The following is a 22,856-nucleotide window of genomic DNA, read 5'->3' on the forward strand; positions in this document are numbered from 1 at the left end:
ACATATAAACAATGAGAAATGCCAACATGACGGATAAACTGACTTCCCTGCGCCAATTTACAACGGTTGTGGCTGATACTGGTGATATCGCGGCAATGAAATTATACCAACCGCAAGATGCCACGACGAACCCCTCACTCATTCTGAATGCCGCTCAAATTCCTGAATATCGTAAGCTGATTGATGAGGCGATTGCCTGGGCGCGCGATCAGAGCGACAGTCGTGAGCAGCAGGTTATTGATGCTAGCGATAAACTGGCCGTTAACATCGGGCTTGAGATCCTGAAACTGATCCCCGGCCGTATTTCAACGGAGGTTGATGCTCGTCTTTCCTATGACACTGAAGCCAGCGTCGCAAAAGCCAAGCGTCTGATTAAGCTTTATAACGATGCAGGCATCAGCAATGACCGTATCTTGATCAAACTGGCTTCCACCTGGCAGGGGATTCGCGCCGCGGAGCAGTTGGAGAAAGACGGCATCAACTGTAATCTGACGCTGCTGTTCTCCTTTGCCCAGGCGCGCGCATGTGCCGAAGCCGGCGCATTTCTTATTTCGCCGTTTGTTGGCCGTATTCTGGATTGGTACAAGGCCAATGGCGATAAAAAAGAATTTGCCCCTGCCGAAGATCCGGGCGTGATATCTGTTAGTGAGATTTATAACTACTACAAAGAACACGGCTACGAAACGGTCGTTATGGGGGCGAGCTTCCGTAATGTGGGTGAAATCCTTGAGTTGGCCGGATGCGATCGCCTGACCATCGCGCCGGCGTTGCTGAAAGAGTTGTCTGAAAGTGAAGGTGAAGTGGTCCGTAAACTTTCTTATACCGGCGAGGTTAAAGCGCGTCCGGCTAAAATGACCGAATCGCAGTTCTACTGGCAGCACAATCAAGACCCAATGGCCGTAGATAAACTGGCTGATGGCATTCGTAAGTTTGCGGTCGATCAGGAAAAACTGGGAAAAATGATTGCTGAGTTACTGTAAAAGACGGTTAGGATAAACAGCCGGGTAGCGATATCCGGCTATTTTTATCGTGCCGAGTATATATCCTAAATATTGTCGACTATTAATCAGATTCGTTTATAAATTAAGAAATAGTACATATTTCGGCCGTTTTTATTCTCTGGGTAAACTGTCACTAAATGGATTGTTATTTTGCTACGGTATTTCGCATTTCCTTGGCGACATAGAGTTTCTCATCAGCCCGATTCATCACTTCTATTAAATCTTCTGATTCAATCTGATATTCAACCAGCCCGATACTCACCGTTAGGCTGAGGTCTGTTCCTAATATTTCACTGCGAATTTCGCTGATGCGTGATCTGGCTCGTTCCGCAACCACATAGGCCTCATTTAGCGCGATATTGGGTAAAATAATAGCAAACTCATCACCGCCGATTCGGCCAAAAATATCTTCCCGGCGGAACGAATTTTTAAACACGTCGGCCACCAGTCTTAATGCCTCATCCCCGGCGCTGTGGCCGAGCGTATCATTTACACTCTTAAAGTGATCGATGTCGATAAGAATGACGCAAAGGGGACGCTTGGAAAAATTGGATATACTCAGCGCCTTATTGGCAGCCATAAAAAATGCGTCTCGACGCAGGCAGCCGGTCAAGTCGTCATAGCGTGCCGTTAAAGGGAGTTCTATCAGGTATTTCTTGGTGAGAATGGAAAGCAGGCTGCCTAGTACGGCGATAAGCAGCACGATGCAAAGTATGGTAACGATGGCGGTGGTGGTGGATAGCGTGTCAAATATCGAGGGATACGGGTCATTTGCCGTTGTCCTGATGCGAATGCCCAGTAGATCATCGTCCTGCGCCGACAGAATAGGAAAAATGACGGTTAGCGTGCCCTTTCCTGCAAAACTTCCGATCGAGGGGAGTTTATTCTGACACACCCGGATAATCGTCATATCATTAAATTTCAGATCGGTGGTTGATAATCTATGGATGCATTCTCTGCGGACGTCTCGGGTATTAAATGCAAACGTTCTCATTCGGGCAGAAAGATAACGTCCTGTTTTTTCCGTTATATCAGTTTCTGTTACATCGCCGGAATTATATGATTCATAAGTTTTGATTATTGAATCCAGGTCGTGTCTTTCTACCTTCCAGGTTCTTTTGTTTGATTCATGTATGACGATGACAGAGATTGAAAAGGAAATAAAACCAAAAATAATGAAGGCGGACATAGGATGAGAAAAAAGTTCTAATATCTTATACTTAGCGCTATTCATGGGTATTTCCTTGGTGTGACTTTTTTACTTATTATCTTTATATATGAAAATTCGTGCCAACTTTACCATATTATCCAAAATCTGGTGAGGTTTAATGATGGCATGGCCTTCTTTTTCTTTGTTTAAATAGCTTTGTTTGGGAAAAATCTGATGTTTGTTTGGCGGCGGAAAACAGGGTGTCGCTATTACCTTTTTTAGGTTCGGCGCCCACGATGACTTGATTGAAGTGGGTTCGTTTCATTTTTTAAACGGTATTTAATAATTATTATCATATATCGCGCTGAACGATATTTTATGTTGTGATCCTGTCGTATCACTTTTCTTATTATAATGTGCTTAAATCAGACAATATCCTGATAAAATTAGTTTTTTATTTTATTAGAGGGTTGCTATGAACGTACTGCATATTGGTTTGGTCTCCATTTCCGATCGGGCATCCAGCGGGGTTTACCAGGATAAGGGAATACCCGCGCTGGAAACTTGGCTGTCGTCCGCATTGACGACGCCTTTTGTCGTTGAAACCCGACTGGTTCCTGATGAACAGCCGCTGATTGAGCAGACGTTGTGTGAACTGGTGGATGAACGCGGTTGCCATCTGGTGCTGACCACGGGCGGTACCGGGCCTGCGCGCCGTGATGTGACGCCTGATGCGACGTTGGCCGTTGCCGATCGTGAAATGCCGGGTTTTGGTGAGCAAATGCGGCAAATCAGTCTGCGATTTGTGCCAACGGCAATCCTGTCCAGGCAGGTGGGGGTGATTCGTAAGCATGCGTTGATTCTTAATTTGCCTGGGCAGCCTAAATCCATCAAAGAGACATTGGAAGGGCTTAAAGATGCTGACGGCAACGTTATCGTCGCCGGGATCTTTGCCAGTGTTCCTTACTGTATACAGCTACTGGAAGGGCCTTATGTGGAAACCGACCCAACGGTAGTAGCAGCTTTTCGTCCTAAAAATGCCGTACGTGAAATAAAAAACTAAAGTTGAGCTATTTCACAAATAAGATCCAGTCTTGCTGGTGTATAAAAATTTTGCCGGTATAGTAATCTTGGCTTTACACTTTAAGGGCGAAGTTTTATCTATTCCATCTGGCACTGCACGGTAAATTATGGAACGCGAGCATCAGCAACCACACCGTCGATTGAACCGACAGGATTACAAAACACTCTCTCTGGCCGCCCTGGGCGGTGCGCTGGAGTTCTATGATTTCATCATTTTCGTCTTTTTCGCGGCGGTTATCGGCGATCTCTTTTTCCCGGCGGACATTCCTGAGTGGGTGCGTCAGGTTCAGACCTTTGGCATTTTCGCCGCCGGTTATTTGGCTCGTCCGCTGGGGGGCATCGTCATGGCCCATTTCGGCGACCTGGTGGGGCGTAAGAAAATGTTTAGTCTGAGCATTTTGCTGATGGCGCTGCCGACGTTGGCGATGGGGATGCTGCCCACCTATCAATCTATTGGTATTGCCGCTCCATTATTACTGCTGCTGATGCGCGTGCTGCAAGGCGCGGCGATTGGCGGCGAGGTTCCCGGCGCCTGGGTGTTTGTGGCGGAACACGTTCCCCGTTCCCGCATCGGCCTTGCCTGCGGTATCTTGACCGCCGGCCTGACGGTGGGGATCTTACTGGGCTCCATGATTGCGACATTGCTGAATACCCTCTTTACCCCGGCGCAGTTAGCTGACGGGGGCTGGCGTTTGCCGTTCTTCATCGGGGGAATTTTCGGTCTGGTGGCGATGTATCTACGCCGCTGGTTACAGGAAACCCCCATCTTCATTGAAATGCAGGCGCATAAGAAGCTGGCCTCGGAATTGCCGTTGAAATCCGTGGTCGTCAATCATAAGAGAGCGGTCGTGGTTTCTATGCTGCTTACCTGGATGCTGTCGGCTTGCATCGTGGTGGTGATTTTAATGGCTCCCACCTATCTGCAAAAAGTACACGGCATTTCTGCTGCGATGGCGTTACAGGCCAACAGCCTGGCTACCATCGCTTTGATGTTCGGCTGCGTCGTTGCCGGTCTGCTGATCGATCGTTTTGGCACCAGCAAGATTTTTATTTTTGGCAGCCTTTTGCTGGCCGTGTGCAGCTGGTTTTTCTATAGTGTCGCGGCAAGCGATACGGAACTGCTGTTCGCCGGCTATGCAATCACCGGATTCAGCGTTGGGGTGGTCGGGGCGGTGCCTTACGTTATGGTGCGAGCCTTCCCGGCCGAGGTGCGTTTTTCCGGGATCTCGTTTTCCTACAATGTGGCTTACGCCATCTTTGGGGGGCTGACGCCGATTTTCGTCACCTTAATTATGAAGGTTACGCCGTTGGCGCCGGCCTGGTACGTATTAACGCTGGCTGGCGTCGGAGTGTCGCTGGGCGTTTATTTATCCCGCGATCTGGATAGTGACGCCGCCCAGCAGACTGCCGGGAAAGAAGGATCGCATTCTACCGTCGGCGTTTAATTCCGACGCGCCATCCCTTATCGTGCTGATGACAACGTCTGCACGATAAGGAACGACGAATGGTGTTGATTGGGCTTTGTCGGCGCACCCTAAATAGTATCTCGAATTTAGTGCGCGCGGCATTCGCCAATAGGCAGAATCCTGCGGCCTGACTGTTCGTTTATCACTTCCGCCATTGCCAGATAGATTGCGCTTGCCCCACAGACAATGCCTTCGAAGCCGGCAACGGTCAGCAGCGTATGGTTGCCGGTAAAATTACCGATGGCCAGCAAGGCGAACAGTACGGTCAAACTGGCAAACACGAACTGTAATGCCAGATTGGCTCGTAATGTTCCAAAAAACATAAACAGCGTAAAGATTCCCCACAGGCCGAGGAATACTCCCAGGAACTTGGCGTCGCTGGCTTCGGCCAATCCCATTTTAGGCAGCATGATAATGCCGACTAGCGTCAACCAAAACGCGCCGTAAGAGGTAAATGCGGTAACGCCAAAGGTATTTCCTTTTTTATATTCCAGTAGACCGGCCAGGATCTGGGCGATGCCCCCATAAAAGATACCCATGCTGAGAATGATGGAGGAAAGCGGGAAAAAGCCTGCATTGTGCAGGTTTAATAAAATCGTCGTCATCCCGAAGCCCATCAGTCCTAGCGGACCGGGATTAGCCAACTTGTTTGTGTGCATAAATCCTCTGCAATAACAGATTATTAATATTTCCTTCGCACTTGACGTTGACGCGGGAATAGCGGCAACTTCAAGCATGTTGAGGAAGGTGCTTTGTTAAGGTGCTATTGTCGCCATCACGCCGGGAAGATCCCTTTTTGCATCGGCGAGCGCGGCATCATATCGGGCGGTTTGCAGGGATACAATATGGCAAATCAAGAATAGTTTGCGCGAACAAGGGATAAAGCCCATTTTTTTTCATCTCCCCCCTTGATGATGGAATTGTTGACCCCATCTTATTTTCAACCAAAACAGTTTGACCGAATTAAAAAGGTTTATGTTGGCCGTTAAGCTCGCTTAGCATCGTTAAAATACGGCGCTAAATGAGTGGAAAACGATGTTGGGTAGTTGAAAAACAGCATATCGCCCACATAGTAGGTTGAACTACCACACCGAATATGACTTTTTAGTGGAGATGTTTAGATGGGTAAGATTATTGGTATCGACCTGGGTACAACCAACTCTTGTGTAGCGATTATGGACGGTACGCAGGTTAAAGTACTGGAAAACAGCGAAGGCGATCGTACGACTCCTTCAATCATTGCTTACACGCAGGACGGTGAAACTCTGGTTGGCCAGCCGGCTAAACGTCAGGCAGTGACTAACCCGCAGAATACGTTATTTGCAATTAAGCGTCTGATTGGCCGTCGTTTCAAAGATGAAGAAGTACAGCGTGATACCAATATCATGCCGTATAAAATTATTGCAGCCGACAATGGCGATGCCTGGTTGGAAGTAAAAGGCCAGAAAATGGCTCCGCCGCAAATTTCAGCGGAAGTGCTGAAAAAAATGAAGAAAACGGCTGAGGATTATCTGGGCGAACCGGTCACTGAAGCGGTTATTACCGTACCGGCCTATTTCAACGATGCGCAGCGTCAGGCGACGAAAGACGCCGGCCGTATCGCTGGTCTGGAAGTAAAACGTATTATTAACGAACCAACCGCAGCCGCATTGGCGTATGGCCTGGATAAAGAAGTCGGTAACCGTACTATCGCCGTGTATGACCTGGGCGGCGGTACATTCGATATCTCTATTATCGAAATTGATGAAGTCGATGGCGAAAAAACCTTTGAGGTTCTGGCGACCAACGGCGATACCCACCTGGGTGGCGAAGACTTCGATAGCCGTTTGATCAACTATCTGGTTGATGAATTCAAGAAAGAACAGGGCTTCGATCTGCGTAACGATCCCCTGGCGATGCAGCGTCTGAAAGAAGCGGCGGAAAAAGCCAAAATCGAACTTTCTTCCGCGCAGCAGACGGACGTTAACCTGCCGTACATTACTGCAGATGCGACCGGTCCGAAACACCTGAACATCAAGGTGACCCGTGCGAAACTGGAATCCCTGGTGGAAGATCTGGTTAATCGTTCCCTGGAACCGCTGAAGGTCGCGCTGAAAGATGCCGGTCTGTCCGTTTCTGAAGTTAAGGACGTGATCCTGGTCGGTGGTCAGACTCGTATGCCGCTGGTACAGAAAAAAGTGGCTGACTTCTTCGGCAAAGAGCCGCGTAAAGACGTTAACCCGGATGAAGCGGTTGCTATCGGCGCCGCGGTTCAGGGCGGCGTGCTGTCCGGTGATGTGAAAGACGTTCTGCTGCTGGACGTTACCCCGCTGTCTCTGGGTATCGAAACGATGGGCGGCGTGATGACGGCGCTGATTGCCAAGAACACCACGATCCCGACCAAACACAGCCAGGTGTTCTCTACGGCGGAAGATAATCAGTCTGCGGTGACGATTCATGTCCTGCAGGGTGAACGTAAACGCGCGAGCGATAACAAGTCTCTGGGTCAGTTTAACCTGGATGGTATTCAGCCGGCGCCGCGTGGTATGCCGCAGATCGAAGTGACTTTCGACATCGATGCCGACGGTATCCTGCACGTTTCCGCTAAAGATAAAAACAGCGGCCGTGAGCAGAAAATCACCATCAAAGCCTCTTCTGGTCTGAATGAAGATGAAATCCAGAAAATGGTTCGTGATGCGGAAGCGAATGCGGAATCTGACCGTAAGTTTGAAGAACTGGTTCAGATTCGTAACCAGGGCGACCACCTGTTGCACAGCACGCGTAAACAGCTGGAAGAAATTGGCGATAACCTGGCCGCTGATGATAAAACTGCCATTGACGACGCCCTGAAGGCATTGGAAAGCGCACTGAAAGGCGAAGACAAAGCGGATATCGAAGCGAAAATCCAGGCGCTGGTTCAGGCTTCTGGTAAATTGTTGGAAGCGTCTCAGCAGCAGGCTCAGGCCGGCGCTGAAGGTGCCGCGGATACGAACGATACTTCTGCTCGTAAAGACGACGACGTAGTTGATGCCGAGTTTGAAGAAGTAAAAGATAAAAAGTAATCGCCCTTAAGCGGGCGCAGTAACGGTAACTAGGGACTGTTGCTGGCAACCAGCACGGGCGTTGAGGAAACTCTGCGCCCGTGCACGCATGTTGAGGGCAGGAAAAAAAGAATGGCGAAGCAAGACTATTACGAGATTTTAGGCGTTGCTAAAGATGCCGATGAGCGTGAAATCAAGAAGGCTTATAAGCGTCTGGCGATGAAGTTTCACCCGGATCGTAATCCAGGTGATCAAAATGCCGAAGCACGGTTCAAAGAGATTAAAGAAGCTTACGAGGTCCTCACCGACTCGCAGAAACGTGCCGCCTACGATCAGTACGGCCATGCTGCATTTGAACAAGGTGGTATGGGAGGCGGCGGCGGTTTTGGCGGCGGTGCCGATTTTGGCGATATTTTTGGCGACGTTTTCGGGGATATTTTTGGCGGAGGCCGTCGTCAGCGTGCGAGTCGGGGTTCCGACTTACGCTATAACATGGAATTAACGCTGGAAGAAGCTGTCCGTGGCGTCACCAAAGAGATCCGTATCCCTACGCTGGAAGAGTGCGATACCTGCCATGGCAGCGGATCCAAGCCTGGCAGCTCTCCCATTACCTGTCCTACCTGTCATGGTAATGGTCAGGTACAAATGCGCCAGGGCTTTTTCACTGTTCAACAGGCCTGTCCGCACTGTCATGGGCGCGGTAAGATCATCAAGGATCCGTGCACTAAATGTCACGGCCATGGCCGCGTAGAAAAGAGCAAAACGCTGTCGGTGAAGATCCCGGCCGGGGTGGATACCGGCGATCGCATCCGTTTGTCCGGAGAAGGAGAAGCGGGGGAGCATGGCGCGCCAGCGGGCGATTTGTACGTTCAGGTTCAGGTGAAAGCGCATCCGATCTTCCAGCGTGAAGAAAACAACCTGTACTGTGAAGTGCCGATTAATTTCGCCATGGCGGCATTGGGCGGAGAAATTGAAGTCCCGACGCTGGATGGCCGCGTGAAGCTGAAAGTGCCTGCGGAAACGCAAACCGGCAAGCTGTTCCGCATGCGCGGCAAGGGCGTGAAATCAGTACGGGGCGGCGCGCAGGGCGATCTGTTATGCCGGGTTGTGGTGGAAACCCCCGTGAGTCTGAACGATCGGCAAAGAGAACTGCTGCAAGAATTGGCGGAAAGTTTTGGCGGCCCGTCGGGTGAAAGAAACAGTCCGCGATCGAAAAGTTTCTTTGACGGCGTGAAGAAGTTTTTTGACGATCTGACTCGCTGATATTTTATCGTCTTTAGGCATTGCAACAGAAAAACCGGTCGGCGAATCAGCGGCCGGTTTTTTTATGGCGGACGGCGCCGACTTTCCTTTGGACCGTTGCCGTATGATGACAAGCGAGTGAGCGGCACGGCGGTGCGAGAAGCGCTCATAAGCGACGATTTAGCGCTGGCGGAAAAACGTTTACGTCATCATGGCGGATGTGAAATTGATGACTAGTGAAGTTGATGAACTACAGACGCAAAAAAACCGGCCTGAGCCGGTTTTTTCTAGCAGCAATATGCGAAACCGCAATTATTGCATAGCGTTGATGCGCGCTACCAGATTGGATTTATGACGTGCAGCTTTGTTTTTGTGGATCAGGCCTTTGCTTGCCTGGCGATCCACGATCGGTTGCATATCATTAAACGCATTCTGTGCCGCTTCTTTATCGCCAGTAGCGATCGCCGCGTATACTTTCTTGATGAAAGTACGCATCATGGAGCGACGGCTTGCGTTATGCTTGCGGCGCTTCTCAGATTGTACGGCGCGTTTCTTAGCTGATTTGATATTAGCCAAGGTCCAACTCCCAAATATATTCTATCGAGGACAATTCAAAGGCCGAGGAATATGCCCTTTTAGCCTTCGTTTGTCAATGGATTTGTGCAAATAAGCGTCGTTTGTACGTCAACGCTTGTTACGTTGTGATGGCGCAGGATTTTAACAGCTTCACGCTGTGGAATACAGCTTTTCACGTTATAAATTTACCCGGATGTCATTAATCATTGATAAAACCATTAATCACGGATAAAACCCCGGCGGAATGCCTGACTTCCTGGCCGAAGCGGGTCGGCGATCGGCGTGCGGACAACAAAAATACCGACGGTATTGGCAATGCTGTCAGCAAAAGGCGTGAATCGCGGGTTAACCTTACTCGCTGTACAAGGTATAATCCGCCGATTTCCATTATTTAACCCATTTGTTCTGAGCCAGCTATGCAGCTAATTCGCGGTATACACAATCTTCGGGCGCGCCACCATGGCTGTGTGCTCACTATTGGTAATTTTGACGGCGTGCACCGCGGGCATCAGATGCTGCTTGAACGTCTGAAACAGGAAGGGCGGTCCCGCGGGCTACCTGTGATGGTGATGATATTCGAGCCGCAGCCTCAGGAGCTGTTTTCTGCCGAGAAAGCGCCTGCGCGGTTGACGAGCCTGCGCGATAAAGTGAATTATCTGAAGAATGCGGGCGTGGACTATCTGCTATGCGTTAAGTTTGACCCTCGCTTTGCCGCGAACCATGCGCAAACCTTTATTTCTACTTTATTGGTGGAAAAACTGGGCGTCAGGTTTCTGGTGGTAGGCGATGACTTCCGCTTCGGGGCTGGTCGTCAGGGGGATTTCCTGTTATTACAGAAGGCTGGCGCCGCGGCGGGGTTTGAGGTTATCAGCACCGCTTCATTTTGTAATGATGGCAAACGAGTGAGCAGCACAGCGGTGCGCGAAGCGCTCATGAGCGATGATTTAACGCTGGCGGAAAATCTGTTAGGGCATCCGTATAGTATTTCCGGGCGAGTAATTCATGGGAATGCGCTGGGACGAACGATAGGTTTCCCTACCGCCAATCTGCCGTTAAAGCGTCAGGTATCGCCAGTCAATGGCGTTTATGCCGTCAGCGTGTACGGCCTTGGCGAGAAACCGGTGCCGGGCGTAGCCAATATTGGTTCGCGTCCGACGGTAACCGGAGACAAGCGCCAGCAGCTTGAGGTGCACCTGCTGGATACGACGATGGATTTATATGGTCGTCATATAGAAGTGGTGTTGCGCAAAAAAATACGTAATGAACAGCGGTTTGCTTCGCTTGAAGCGTTAAAGCAACAAATCGCTGACGATGTGGTGACGGCCCGGATATTTTTTGGGTTAAAGACACCGGTTTAATTTTTCTAGCCGAAGACGAAATCGAGAATCTAATGAGTGACTATAAGACTACCCTGAATTTGCCGGAAACAGGGTTCCCGATGCGTGGCGATTTGGCCAAGCGTGAACCTGACATGCTGAAACGTTGGTATGAACAGGATCTGTACGGGATTATTCGCCATGCTAAAAAGGGCAAAAAAACCTTTATTCTGCACGATGGCCCTCCCTATGCGAATGGCAGCATTCATATTGGTCACTCAGTTAATAAAATTCTTAAAGACATTATCGTTAAGTCTAAAACGTTGTCTGGCTATGACTCGCCGTATGTACCCGGCTGGGACTGCCATGGGCTGCCGATTGAACTGAAAGTCGAACAGCTTATCGGTAAGCCGGGCGAGAAGGTCAGCGCCGCGGAGTTCCGCGCCGAATGCCGTAAATATGCGGCCGAACAGGTTGCCGGTCAGAAGAAGGATTTTATCCGTCTTGGCGTGCTGGGCGACTGGGAACATCCGTACCTGACGATGGACTTTACAACGGAAGCCAACATCATTCGTACGCTGGGCCGGGTCATTGATAACGGCCATCTGCATAAAGGCGCCAAGCCGGTGCACTGGTGTGCCGATTGCGGTTCCGCGCTGGCGGAAGCCGAAGTGGAATACTACGACAAAACGTCGCCCGCGATTGACGTTGCGTTTAACGCCGTCGATGCCGCTTCTGTTTGTGCGAAATTCGGCGTAAGCCAGGTTGACGGCCCGCTTTCTCTGGTCATCTGGACCACTACGCCGTGGACGTTACCCGCCAACCGCGCTATCGCGCTGAACTCAGCGTTCGTTTACCAGCTGGTTCAGATAGAAGGCCGGGCGTTAATTCTCGCCGCCGATCTGGTGGAAAGCGTGATGAAGCGTATCGGCGCCGAGCGCTGGGAAGTGCTGGGCGAATGCCAGGGCGGCGATCTTGAATTATTGCGCTTTCAGCATCCGTTCATGGGCTTTGATGTGCCGGTCGTTCTGGGCGATCACGTGACGCTGGATGCCGGTACCGGCGCGGTGCATACCGCCCCCGGACACGGTCCGGAAGACTATGTCGTCGGTCAGCAATATGGACTGGAAATCGCGAATCCGGTCGGGCCGAACGGCTGCTATCTGACCGGAACCTATCCCGATCTGGACGGCAAGTTTGTCTTCAAGGCTAACGATATCGTCGTCGAGATCCTGCGCGAACACGGCGCGCTGCTGCATCTGGAAAAAATGTTGCACAGTTACCCGTGCTGCTGGCGGCATAAAACCCCGATCATCTTCCGGGCTACGCCGCAGTGGTTCATCAGCATGGATCAGAAAGGACTGCGTAAACAGTCGCTGTCTGAAATCAAAAGCGTGCAGTGGATCCCTGACTGGGGCCAGGCGCGTATTGAAGCGATGGTCGCCAATCGCCCTGACTGGTGTATTTCCCGTCAGCGTACCTGGGGCGTGCCGATGTCGCTCTTCGTCCATAAAGAAACGGAAGAGCTGCATCCTCGCACCAAAGAATTGATCGAAGAAGTGGCTAAGCGCGTCGAGAAAGATGGCATTCAGGCCTGGTGGGATCTTGATCCGAAAGACGTGCTGGGTGCCGATGCCGAGAATTACGTTAAGGTTCCGGATACGCTGGATGTCTGGTTTGACTCCGGATCGACGCATGCGTCCGTGGTTGAGGTTCGCCCTGAATTCGGCGGCCATTCGGCGGATATGTATCTGGAAGGTTCCGATCAGCATCGCGGCTGGTTCATGTCTTCTCTGATGATTTCGACGGCGATCAAAGGAAAAGCGCCTTACCGTCAGGTGCTGACGCACGGTTTCACCGTCGATGGTCAGGGACGCAAAATGTCCAAATCGATCGGTAATACCATCAGCCCGCAGGATGTCATGAATAAACTGGGCGGCGATATTCTGCGTTTGTGGATCGGTTCAACCGACTATTCCGGTGAAATCGCGGTGTCTGATGAGATCTTGAAACGTTCGGCCGATGCCTATCGCCGTATTCGCAACACCGCGCGTTTCCTGCTGGCTAATCTGAATGGGTTTGATCCGAAGACGGATAGGGTGAAGCCGGAAGATATGGTGGTGCTGGATCGCTGGGCGGTCGGCTGTGCGCAAGCGGCGCAGGAAGAGATCACCGAAGCCTACGACAGCTACGATTTCCACCGCGTGGTGCAGCGTCTGATGCAGTTCTGCTCTATCGAGATGGGGTCATTCTATCTTGATATCATCAAGGATCGTCAGTACACCGCCAAGAGCGACAGCATCGCGCGTCGCAGCTGTCAGACGGCGCTGTATCATATTTCTGAAGCGCTGGTTCGCTGGATGGCGCCTATCCTGTCATTCACCGCGGATGAGATTTGGGGATATCTGCCCGGTGAACGCGCTCAGTATGTGTTTACCGAAGAGTGGTATGACGGTTTGTTCGGTCTGGATACGGCAGACGTCATGAATGACGCATTCTGGGCCGATATCCTGAAAGTTCGCAGTGAAGTGAACAAAGTGATCGAACAAGCGCGTAACGACAAGCGTATCGGCGGATCGTTGGAAGCGTCCGTCACGCTGTATGCCGACGCCGGTCTGGCGGATAAGCTGAATCAGCTGCATCAGGAACTGCATTTTGCCCTGTTGACCTCGAAAGCGAAGGTTGAGTCGTACGAAAATGCGCCGGCCGATGCACAGAGTACTGAACTAGCTGGATTGAAAATTGCCTTAAGCAAGGCGGAAGGGCACAAGTGTCCGCGTTGCTGGCATTACGAGTCAGATATCGGTATTGATACCGATCATCCCGACATTTGTGGTCGCTGCGCGACCAACGTCGGCGGCAAAGGCGAAGAGCGTAAATTTGTCTGATGAATAAATCGATCTGTTCGAGTGGGTTGCGCTGGCTTTGGCTGGCGCTGTTGGTTCTGGTTGTTGACCTCGGCAGCAAACAGTGGATTTTAGCCAACTTTGCGTTGGGGGACACCCAGCCGCTGATTTCGCATCTGAATCTGCACTATGCCCGCAATTATGGCGCGGCATTCAGTTTTCTGGCTGATAAAGGCGGTTGGCAACGCTGGTTTTTTGCCGGGATCGCCATTGCCATTGTCATTGCTATGCTGGTGCTGATGTATCGCGGCAGCGCGCGCCAAAGACTGAATAACATCGCTTATGCGTTGATTATCGGCGGTGCGTTAGGCAACCTGTTTGACCGGATGTGGCATGGTTTTGTCGTGGATTTTATCGATTTTTATGTAGGCAACTGGCATTTTGCCACGTTCAATCTGGCAGACAGCGCTATCTGTGTCGGCGCGGCGCTCATCGTACTGGAAGGTTTTTTCAGTAAACATGACGATTCGGTTAAGCAAAAGGGCCATTGATGTCTGAGACTGTACAGAGCAACAGCGCTGTGCTGGTGCACTTCACCCTGACCCTGGAAGACGGGTCAGTGGCGGAATCCACCCATGAAAACGGCAAGCCTGCGTTGTTTCGTCTTGGCGACGGCAGTTTGTCCGATGAACTGGAACAGCACCTGCGAGGCTTAAAACGCGGTGAGAAACGCCAGTTCACGCTGCCGCCGGAATCTGCTTTCGGCCCGCAGAATCCTGATATGATCCAGTTTTTTCTGCGCCGCGATTTTGCCCAGACCGGGGTGCCGGATGTCGGGACCATCATGTTGTTCAGCGGTATCGGTGGTACGGATATGCCTGGGATCGTCCGCGAAGTGGCGGAGGAGTCCGTTACGGTGGATTTTAATCACCCGTTGGCCGGTCAGTCTATTACGTTCGATCTAGAAGTGTTGGACATTGATCCATCTCAGCAGGAGGTTCCCCATGCAGATATTGCTGGCTAACCCACGTGGTTTTTGTGCCGGGGTTGATCGCGCCATCAGCATTGTTGAACGGGCGTTAGAGATATTTGGTACGCCGATCTATGTGCGCCACGAAGTGGTGCATAACCGCTATGTCGTCAACGGACTGCGTGAGCGCGGCGCGATATTTATTGAGCAGATAGACGAAGTGCCGGACGGCTCAATCCTGATTTTCTCCGCGCATGGCGTCTCCCAGGCCGTGCGCAATGAGGCGAAAAGCCGCGATCTGACGGTCTTTGACGCCACCTGCCCGCTGGTGACCAAAGTGCATATGGAAGTGGCGCGGGCCAGCCGTAAAGGGGTTGAGGCTATCCTTATCGGTCATGCCGGGCATCCGGAAGTGGAAGGGACGATGGGACAGTACAGCAATCCGGCTGGCGGTATGTATCTGGTTGAGTCGCCGGATGACGTCTGGCGGCTGCAGGTAAAGGATGAGAACAACCTGTGCTTTATGACGCAGACCACGCTGTCGGTTGATGATACGTCAGCGGTGATTGACGCATTGCGTGAGCGTTTCCCGCGGATTATCGGCCCGCGTAAAGATGATATCTGTTACGCCACCACCAACCGCCAGGAAGCGGTACGCAGTTTAGCGGGGATGGCGGATGTGGTGCTGGTGGTGGGGTCGAAGAACTCTTCTAACTCCAATCGATTGGCCGAATTGGCGCAGCGAGCCGGTAAAGCCGCTTATCTGATTGATGCCGCGGAAGATATTCAGGAAAGCTGGCTGGCGGGCATTGATCATGTCGGCGTGACGGCCGGCGCCTCGGCGCCGGATATTCTGGTGCAGCAGGTGCTCAGTCGTTTGCAGGCGCTGGGTGGCAAGGTTACGGTCGAGATTCAAGGGCGGGAAGAAAACATCGTCTTTGAAGTGCCGAAAGAACTGCGTGTCGAGGTAAAGCAAATCGACTAGAGTCGTCTGGCGGTGGCGAGGTTTCCTCCCTCCGCCTTTTTATCGCTTTCATACCTTCTGCACAGCCGTCATTACCCATTAATAATAATTTGATAAAAATGCATGTTTATGCGTTATTGTTTTCGAGTTATTGATTCCAGCCGCGGGTTATGATGGTTTTTACTGATTTAATTTTTCCGCTGACGTAATGTCTAATCGAGTGACAAATACGCTGGCGGCGGCGTTTCACGCCCGTTAACCTAACGTATACTCAGCGTTTTGACATTCATTAGCGACATCGTATAGCGGAAATAGCAAAGAGAGAGACATTATGAAGGATTCATTGATCCGTATCGCGGTAGCCGGTGCCGGTGGCCGCATGGGGCGTCAGCTTATTCAAGCGGTTGAACAGACTACAGGCGCGGTATTGGGCGCGGCGTTGGAGCGTCAGGGGTCTTCTCTGGTGGGGGCCGACGCGGGTGAACTGGCCGGGTTGGGGAAATCTGGCGTGGCGGTGAGCGACAACCTGGATGCCGTCCGTGATGATTTTGATGTGCTTATCGATTTTACCCGGCCTGAAGGCACGCTGGCCCATTTGGCGTTTTGTCGTCAGCACCATAAGTCGATGATTATCGGCACCACTGGTTTTGATGAACAGGGAAAAAACGCTATCCGCGAGGCTGCACAGGATATCGGTATTGTTTTTGCCGCTAATTTCAGCGTTGGCGTGAATGTCATGCTGAAACTGCTGGAGAAAGCCGCCAAAGTCATGGGGGAGTATACCGATATCGAAATTATTGAAGCTCATCACCGCCATAAAGTGGATGCGCCTTCAGGAACGGCGTTGGCGATGGGCGAAGCCATCGCCGGCGCTTTGGGCCGGGATCTGAAAACATGCGCGGTTTACGCACGGCAAGGGCATACCGGGGAGCGCGATCCGAAAAGTATTGGTTTCGCCACCGTGCGGGCGGGGGATATCGTCGGTGAGCATACGGCAATGTTTGCTGATATTGGCGAGCGCGTTGAGATTACCCATAAGGCTTCCAGCCGTATGACATTTGCAAATGGCGCCGTTCGTTCCGCAATATGGCTAAAAGATAAAAAAACCGGGCTTTTCGATATGGGCGACGTGCTGGGATTGGCTGATTTATAAAAGATAATTTATTGTTAACTGATTGATATAAGTAGCGATTATTTATCGTTACTTATATTTATTGGTCTATGGTCTGTTTTTTTTACTAAATCCTTTCTTTTTGTTGTTTTCTCTTGTTTTCAGTCGCGTTTGTGGCTGCTGAAACCCGATAATCGGCGATATTGGTTGATTAATACACTTGTTTCAGCCATGTGGGTTGGCAACCGTTTACTTTCCTTAGTTAACATACCTTTTTACGCTTGAGGGACGGTATTTATACCATAAAGGATAAAAAGAAGGGAAAAAGTGCGGTTGAAGTAGACAATTTAGCCGGTCATCATTAAAATGCGCCCAATTTGCCAAAAATTTACCTTGAGGGTGGTTTTTGCGTTGATTTAGATCGATTAATCTGAATTAATATGCAAATAACATGATTTTTTATTCCTTGGAGGGTGTTTTGATTAAGTCAGCGCTATTGGTTCTGGAAGACGGAACCCAATTCCATGGTCGGGCCATCGGGGCAGTAGGGTCGGCAGTGGGGGAAGTGGTCTTCAATACGTCGATGACCGGATATCAAGAAATCCTTACTGATCCATCCTATTCCCGCCAGATTGTCACTCTCACTTATCCCCATATTGGTAATGTCGGCACTAACGCCAGTGATGAAGAATCCTCTTCCATACAGGCTCAAGGTTTGGTAATCCGCGATCTGCCGTTGATTGCCAGCAACTACCGCAGTGAAGAAGACCTTTCTGAGTACCTCAAACGCAACAATGTCGTTGCCATCGCCGATATCGATACCCGCAAACTGACTCGCCTGCTGCGCGAAAAGGGCGCTCAGAATGGCTGCATTATCGCCGGTGACGAACCGAGCGCCGAACTGGCGCTGGAAAAAGCGCAGGCTTTTCCCGGGCTGAAAGGGATGGATCTGGCGAAAGAGGTCACCACCGCGCAAAGCTATCGCTGGTCGCAGGGGAGCTGGACGCTGGAAGGAGATCTGCCGGCCGACACGCCGGAAAGCGAACTGCCTTACCATGTAGTGGCTTATGACTACGGCGTGAAACGCAACATTCTGCGTCTGCTGGTCGACAGAGGATGCCGCCTGACGGTTGTGCCGGCGCAAACGTCGGCAGAAGAGGTTTTGAAACTCAACCCGGATGGCATTTTCCTGTCGAACGGACCGGGCGACCCGGAACCTTGCGACTACGCCATCCGCGCGATTAGGGCTTTCCTGGAAACGGATATCCCGGTATTCGGTATCTGTCTCGGTCACCAACTGCTGGCGCTGGCGAGCGGTGCGCAGACGATCAAAATGAAGCTTGGTCACCACGGCGGCAACCATCCGGTCAAAGATCTGGATAACAACCGCGTGATCATCACCGCACAGAACCACGGTTTTGCGGTTGATGAAAATAATTTGCCCGACACGCTGCGCGTGACGCACATCTCGCTGTTCGACCAGACGGTGCAGGGGATTCACCGCACGGATAAACCGGCGTTCAGTTTTCAGGGGCATCCCGAGGCCAGCCCGGGGCCGCACGATGCGGCGCCGTTTTTCGACCACTTTATTGAATTGATCAAGACTTACCGTTCTTCCGCCAAATAATCAGGAGCGAGAAAATGCCAAAACGTACAGATATTAAAAGCATCCTGATTCTGGGCGCTGGCCCGATTGTTATCGGCCAGGCCTGTGAGTTTGACTACTCTGGCGCACAGGCGTGCAAAGCGCTGCGTGAAGAGGGATATCGCGTCATCCTGGTGAACTCAAACCCGGCGACCATCATGACTGATCCGGAAATGGCCGACGCCACCTATATCGAGCCGATTCACTGGGAAGTGGTGCGCAAGATTATCGAGAAAGAGCGCCCGGATGCGGTGCTGCCGACGATGGGCGGCCAGACGGCGCTGAACTGCGCGCTGGAGCTGGAGCGCCAGGGGGTGCTGGCTGAATTCGGCGTGACGATGATTGGCGCAACCGCCGACGCCATTGATAAAGCCGAAGATCGCCAGCGTTTCGACAAGGCGATGAAGAAAATCGGCCTGGATACCGCCCGTTCCGGCATCGCGCACAATATGGAAGAGGCGCTGGCCGTCGCGGCCGATGTCGGCTTCCCCTGCATTATCCGTCCTTCCTTTACCATGGGCGGCACCGGCGGCGGGATTGCCTATAACCGCGAAGAGTTTGAAGAGATCTGCGAACGCGGTTTGGATCTCTCCCCCACCAAAGAACTGCTGATCGATGAATCGCTGATTGGTTGGAAAGAGTACGAAATGGAAGTGGTGCGTGATAAAAACGACAACTGCATCATCGTCTGTTCAATCGAAAACTTCGACGCCATGGGGATTCATACCGGTGACTCCATCACCGTTGCGCCGGCGCAAACGCTGACCGACAAAGAGTATCAAATCATGCGTAACGCTTCGATGGCGGTACTGCGTGAAATCGGTGTGGAAACCGGCGGCTCGAACGTGCAGTTTGCGGTAAACCCGAAAAATGGCCGCCTTATCGTTATCGAGATGAATCCGCGCGTTTCCCGTTCCTCAGCGTTGGCGTCTAAAGCGACCGGTTTCCCGATTGCGAAAATCGCCGCCAAGCTGGCCGTTGGCTACACGCTGGATGAACTGATGAACGACATTACCGGCGGTCGTACGCCGGCGTCGTTTGAACCTTCCATTGACTACGTCGTAACCAAGATCCCGCGCTTTAACTTTGAAAAATTCGCGGGAGCCAACGACCGTCTGACCACGCAGATGAAATCGGTGGGCGAGGTGATGGCGATTGGCCGTACCCAGCAGGAATCGTTGCAGAAGGCGTTGCGCGGTCTGGAAGTAGGCGCCGCGGGATTCGATCCGAAAGTGGATCTGGACGATCCGGAATCGTTGACCCTGATTCGCCGTGAGTTGAAAGACGCGGGCGCCGAGCGGGTATGGTATATCGCCGATGCCTTCCGTGCCGGCATGTCGGTCGATGGCATATTTAACCTGACCAATATTGATCGCTGGTTCCTGGTGCAAATTGAAGAGCTGGTACGCCTGGAAGCGCAGGTTGCCGAACAAGGCGTTACCGGCCTGGATGCCGCTTTCCTGCGCCTGCTGAAGCGTAAAGGTTTTGCCGATGCGCGTCTGGCGACATTGGCCGGCGTGGCCGAAAGCGAAATCCGCAAACTGCGTGATAAGTTCGATCTGCACCCGGTCTATAAGCGCGTGGACACCTGTGCGGCGGAATTCTCGACCGATACCGCGTATATGTACTCCACCTATGAGGATGAGTGCGAAGCCAACCCGAATCAGGATCGTGACAAAATCATGGTGCTGGGCGGCGGGCCAAACCGTATCGGCCAGGGGATCGAATTTGACTACTGCTGCGTTCACGCCTCGCTGGCGCTGCGTGAAGACGGTTATGAAACCATCATGGTGAACTGTAACCCTGAAACCGTTTCGACCGATTATGACACCTCCGACCGTTTGTACTTTGAACCCGTTACGCTGGAAGATGTGCTGGAAATCGTGCGCATCGAGAAGCCGAAAGGCGTCATCGTCCAATATGGCGGACAGACGCCGCTGAAGCTGGCGCGTGCGCTGGAAGCGGCCGGCGTGCCGATAATCGGCACCAGCCCGGATGCCATTGACCGTGCGGAAGACCGCGAGCGTTTCCAGCAGGCGGTCGACCGTCTGGGTTTGAAACAACCGGCTAACGCCACCGTGTCGGCGATTGAGCAGGCGGTGGAAAAAGCGCGTGACATCGGTTATCCGCTGGTGGTTCGTCCCTCCTATGTTCTGGGCGGCCGGGCCATGGAAATTGTGTACGACGAAATTGACCTGCGCCGCTACTTCCAGAATGCCGTCGTGGTTTCCAACGATGCGCCGGTGCTGCTGGACCATTTCCTGGACGAAGCCATTGAAGTCGATGTGGATGCCATCTGCGACGGTGAGCGCGTGCTGATCGGCGGCATCATGGAACACATCGAGCAGGCGGGCGTTCACTCCGGCGACTCAGCCTGTTCTTTGCCGGCCTATACGCTGAGCAAAGAGATTCAGAATGTGATGCGCCAGCAGGTAGAGAAACTGGCGTTTGAACTGTGCGTGCGCGGCCTGATGAACGTACAGTTTGCGGTTAAGGACAATGAAGTCTATCTGATTGAGGTTAACCCGCGCGCGGCGCGTACCGTTCCGTTCGTTTCCAAAGCGACCGGCGTAGCGCTGGCGAAAGTGGCTGCCCGCGTGATGGTCGGACAATCTCTGGAGCAGCAGGGCGTGACGAAGGAAGTGATCCCGCCATACTACTCGGTGAAAGAAGTCGTTCTGCCGTTCAACAAGTTCCCCGGCGTGGACCCGATTCTGGGGCCGGAAATGCGTTCAACCGGTGAAGTGATGGGCGTCGGCCGGACATTTGCCGAAGCGTTCTCCAAAGCGATGCTGGGCAGTAATTCACAGATGAAGAAATCCGGCCGGGCGCTGCTTTCGGTGCGTGAAGGCGATAAAGCCCGCGTGGTGGATCTGGCGGCCAAGTTGCTGAAGCATGGTTTCGAACTGGATGCGACTCACGGTACGGCGATCGAATTGGGCGAAGCAGGGATTAACCCTCGCCTGGTGAACAAGGTTCATGAAGGTCGTCCGCACATTCAGGACCGTATCAAAAACGGCGAGTACGCCTATATCGTCAACACCACGGCGGGACGTCAGGCTATCGAGGATTCGAAACTGATTCGCCGCAGCGCGTTGCAGTATAAGGTTCACTACGATACGACCATGAACGGCGGATTCGCCACGGCGATGTCGTTAAACGCCGATCCGACGGAGAAAGTCACCTCGGTGCAGGAAATGCATGCCTTGATCAAAGGCTGCTAATCGCCCGTAGTTAGCCGGTTCAGCCAGCGTTTGTTAATCACAGACGCTGGCTTTATTTTTTTCAGGCGGAGGTCCGGCGTTCCGTTCAGATATTACGATGCACATCTAACGTTTATTCAATTTTTCCTGCTGTATTTCCTCGCGTTCTTTTCCCTTGTTTCTCGCCTTTTATGAAAAATACCGGATGACTGCCTACACTTAAGCATGGTGTTTGAATTTTTATGCCACAGCGATATTTTCAACAATCAGAGGCGAAAGATGAGTTTGAATGAAAAAAATCAATCTGTAGACAAGGGCGCCGTATTATCGCGGCCAGGTAAAAATCCGTTAACGGCCTATCCTCAACCTCCCTTTGAGCGTCAGCCGCAGGAGGCGCCGGGGCTTGCCAGCAAAATGAAGCCGCTTCCCGATCATGGCGAAAAAAGTTACCGGGGAAGCGGGCGGCTTGAGGGACGTAAAGCGTTAGTTACCGGCGGCGATTCGGGAATTGGGCGTGCTGTTGCCATCGCTTACGCCAGGGAAGGCGCGGATGTGGCGATTAATTACCTGCCGGAAGAGGAATCGGATGCGCGGGAAGTTATCGAACTGATCCGCGCCGAAGGACGTACCGCGGTCGCGATCCCCGGCGATATTCGGACCGAGGATTTCTGCCGGCATCTGGTCAAGGAAGCGGCCGAAAAGCTGGGCGGGCTGGATATCCTGGTGAACAATGCCGGTCGGCAGCAGTATGCCGAATCCATTGATGAGCTGTCGACGGAAGCCTTTGATGCGACGTTTAAGACCAATGTCTATGCGCCGTTCTGGATCTCGAAAGCCGCAATGGCCTATTTGAAAGCGGGCTCCGTCATTATTAATTCGTCATCCGTGCAGGCATTCAACCCCAGTGCGATCCTGCTGGATTATGCCCAGACCAAAGCCTGCAATGTCGCTTTTACCAAAGCGCTGGCCAAACAGGTCGCCAAAAAGGGGATTCGGGTTAACGCGGTTGCGCCAGGGCCTTATTGGACCCCGTTACAGTCGAGCGGCGGACAGCCCATGGAGATGGTGATGGCCTTCGGCGAAAGTACGCCATTGGGCCGTCCTGGTCAGCCCGTGGAGATCGCGCCTTTGTACGTGACGCTGGCGTCGGCGGAAAGCAGTTTCACATCGGGACAGGTATGGTGTTCAGATGGCGGGACTGGAGCCGCCTGACGGCAATGATAAGGCTGTTACAGTCGTTTGAGCCGCCGTTCGGCGGCTCTT

17 protein-coding genes are annotated in these 22,856 nt (G+C 52.2%); 14 read left to right on the plus strand and 3 right to left on the minus strand.

Annotated elements, in window-relative coordinates:
- Nucleotides 1-26 precede the first annotated feature (26 nt).
- Complete coding sequence (gene tal / locus ACN28R_RS22750) at nucleotides 27-980, plus strand: transaldolase (protein ID WP_048637427.1); 954 nt, start codon at nucleotides 27-29, stop codon at nucleotides 978-980.
- Nucleotides 981-1,146: 166 nt separating this feature from the next.
- Here the strand turns inward: tal and ACN28R_RS22755 are convergent, their stop codons facing one another.
- Nucleotides 1,147-2,235 (minus strand): GGDEF domain-containing protein, encoded by a 1,089-nt coding sequence (locus tag ACN28R_RS22755; protein ID WP_048637428.1) that lies wholly within the window; start codon nucleotides 2,233-2,235, stop codon nucleotides 1,147-1,149.
- Nucleotides 2,236-2,626: 391 nt separating this feature from the next.
- Between ACN28R_RS22755 and mog the strand changes: the two genes are divergently transcribed.
- Nucleotides 2,627-3,214, plus strand: coding sequence for a molybdopterin adenylyltransferase (mog, locus tag ACN28R_RS22760; RefSeq protein ID WP_095835562.1), 588 nt, complete (start codon nucleotides 2,627-2,629; stop codon nucleotides 3,212-3,214).
- A gap of 127 nt (nucleotides 3,215-3,341) precedes the next feature.
- Nucleotides 3,342-4,679, plus strand: coding sequence for an MFS transporter (locus ACN28R_RS22765; RefSeq protein ID WP_048637430.1), 1,338 nt, complete (start codon nucleotides 3,342-3,344; stop codon nucleotides 4,677-4,679).
- 107 nt (nucleotides 4,680-4,786) lie between these two features.
- On the opposite strand, the gene satP is transcribed toward ACN28R_RS22765, so the two are convergent.
- Nucleotides 4,787-5,359, minus strand: a complete 573-nt coding sequence (gene satP / locus ACN28R_RS22770) for an acetate uptake transporter (protein ID WP_048637431.1) — start codon at nucleotides 5,357-5,359, stop codon at nucleotides 4,787-4,789.
- A 462-nt stretch (nucleotides 5,360-5,821) separates the two neighbouring features.
- Here satP and dnaK point away from each other — a divergent pair, with 462 nt between their 5' ends.
- Nucleotides 5,822-7,741, plus strand: a complete 1,920-nt coding sequence (gene dnaK, locus ACN28R_RS22775; RefSeq protein ID WP_048637432.1) for a molecular chaperone DnaK — start codon at nucleotides 5,822-5,824, stop codon at nucleotides 7,739-7,741.
- A gap of 111 nt (nucleotides 7,742-7,852) precedes the next feature.
- Nucleotides 7,853-8,983 carry a molecular chaperone DnaJ gene (gene dnaJ, locus ACN28R_RS22780; protein WP_048637433.1) on the plus strand — a complete coding sequence of 377 codons (1,131 nt, stop codon included), beginning with the start codon at nucleotides 7,853-7,855 and terminating at the stop codon, nucleotides 8,981-8,983.
- A gap of 291 nt (nucleotides 8,984-9,274) precedes the next feature.
- Here the strand turns inward: dnaJ and rpsT are convergent, their stop codons facing one another.
- On the minus strand, nucleotides 9,275-9,538 hold the full coding sequence (gene rpsT, locus ACN28R_RS22785) for a 30S ribosomal protein S20 (RefSeq protein ID WP_009111382.1): 264 nt from the start codon (nucleotides 9,536-9,538) through the stop codon (nucleotides 9,275-9,277).
- A 416-nt stretch (nucleotides 9,539-9,954) separates the two neighbouring features.
- Between rpsT and ribF the strand changes: the two genes are divergently transcribed.
- The 9 genes from ribF (at nucleotide 9,955) to ACN28R_RS22830 (ending at nucleotide 22,805) form a co-directional block, all read left to right on the plus strand.
- Nucleotides 9,955-10,896, plus strand: coding sequence for a bifunctional riboflavin kinase/FAD synthetase (ribF, locus tag ACN28R_RS22790; RefSeq protein WP_048637434.1), 942 nt, complete (start codon nucleotides 9,955-9,957; stop codon nucleotides 10,894-10,896).
- A 32-nt stretch (nucleotides 10,897-10,928) separates the two neighbouring features.
- Nucleotides 10,929-13,742 (plus strand): isoleucine--tRNA ligase, encoded by a 2,814-nt coding sequence (gene ileS, locus ACN28R_RS22795; RefSeq protein WP_095835563.1) that lies wholly within the window; start codon nucleotides 10,929-10,931, stop codon nucleotides 13,740-13,742.
- A complete protein-coding gene (lspA, locus tag ACN28R_RS22800; protein WP_048637436.1) occupies nucleotides 13,742-14,251 on the plus strand; it encodes a signal peptidase II in 510 nt (169 codons plus the stop codon). The genes ileS and lspA overlap by 1 nt, the downstream gene beginning before the upstream one ends.
- Nucleotides 14,251-14,724, plus strand: a complete 474-nt coding sequence (gene fkpB / locus ACN28R_RS22805) for an FKBP-type peptidyl-prolyl cis-trans isomerase (protein ID WP_095835564.1) — start codon at nucleotides 14,251-14,253, stop codon at nucleotides 14,722-14,724. Before lspA ends, fkpB begins: the two co-directional genes overlap by 1 nt.
- Nucleotides 14,705-15,655 (plus strand): 4-hydroxy-3-methylbut-2-enyl diphosphate reductase, encoded by a 951-nt coding sequence (ispH, locus tag ACN28R_RS22810; RefSeq protein WP_048637438.1) that lies wholly within the window; start codon nucleotides 14,705-14,707, stop codon nucleotides 15,653-15,655. Before fkpB ends, ispH begins: the two co-directional genes overlap by 20 nt.
- 310 nt (nucleotides 15,656-15,965) lie before the next feature.
- A complete protein-coding gene (gene dapB / locus ACN28R_RS22815; protein WP_095835565.1) occupies nucleotides 15,966-16,787 on the plus strand; it encodes a 4-hydroxy-tetrahydrodipicolinate reductase in 822 nt (273 codons plus the stop codon).
- A gap of 436 nt (nucleotides 16,788-17,223) precedes the next feature.
- On the plus strand, nucleotides 17,224-18,372 hold the full coding sequence (carA, locus tag ACN28R_RS22820; RefSeq protein ID WP_095835880.1) for a glutamine-hydrolyzing carbamoyl-phosphate synthase small subunit: 1,149 nt from the start codon (nucleotides 17,224-17,226) through the stop codon (nucleotides 18,370-18,372).
- 14 nt (nucleotides 18,373-18,386) lie between these two features.
- Nucleotides 18,387-21,614, plus strand: a complete 3,228-nt coding sequence (carB, locus tag ACN28R_RS22825; protein WP_048637440.1) for a carbamoyl-phosphate synthase large subunit — start codon at nucleotides 18,387-18,389, stop codon at nucleotides 21,612-21,614.
- Nucleotides 21,615-21,872: 258 nt separating this feature from the next.
- Entirely contained in the window at nucleotides 21,873-22,805 is a 933-nt protein-coding gene (locus tag ACN28R_RS22830; RefSeq protein ID WP_095835881.1) for an SDR family oxidoreductase, read from the plus strand.
- Nucleotides 22,806-22,856 lie beyond the last annotated feature (51 nt).

Origin of the sequence: Brenneria goodwinii (assembly GCF_002291445.1) — a bacterium.
Lineage (GTDB): Bacteria > Pseudomonadota > Gammaproteobacteria > Enterobacterales > Enterobacteriaceae > Brenneria > Brenneria goodwinii.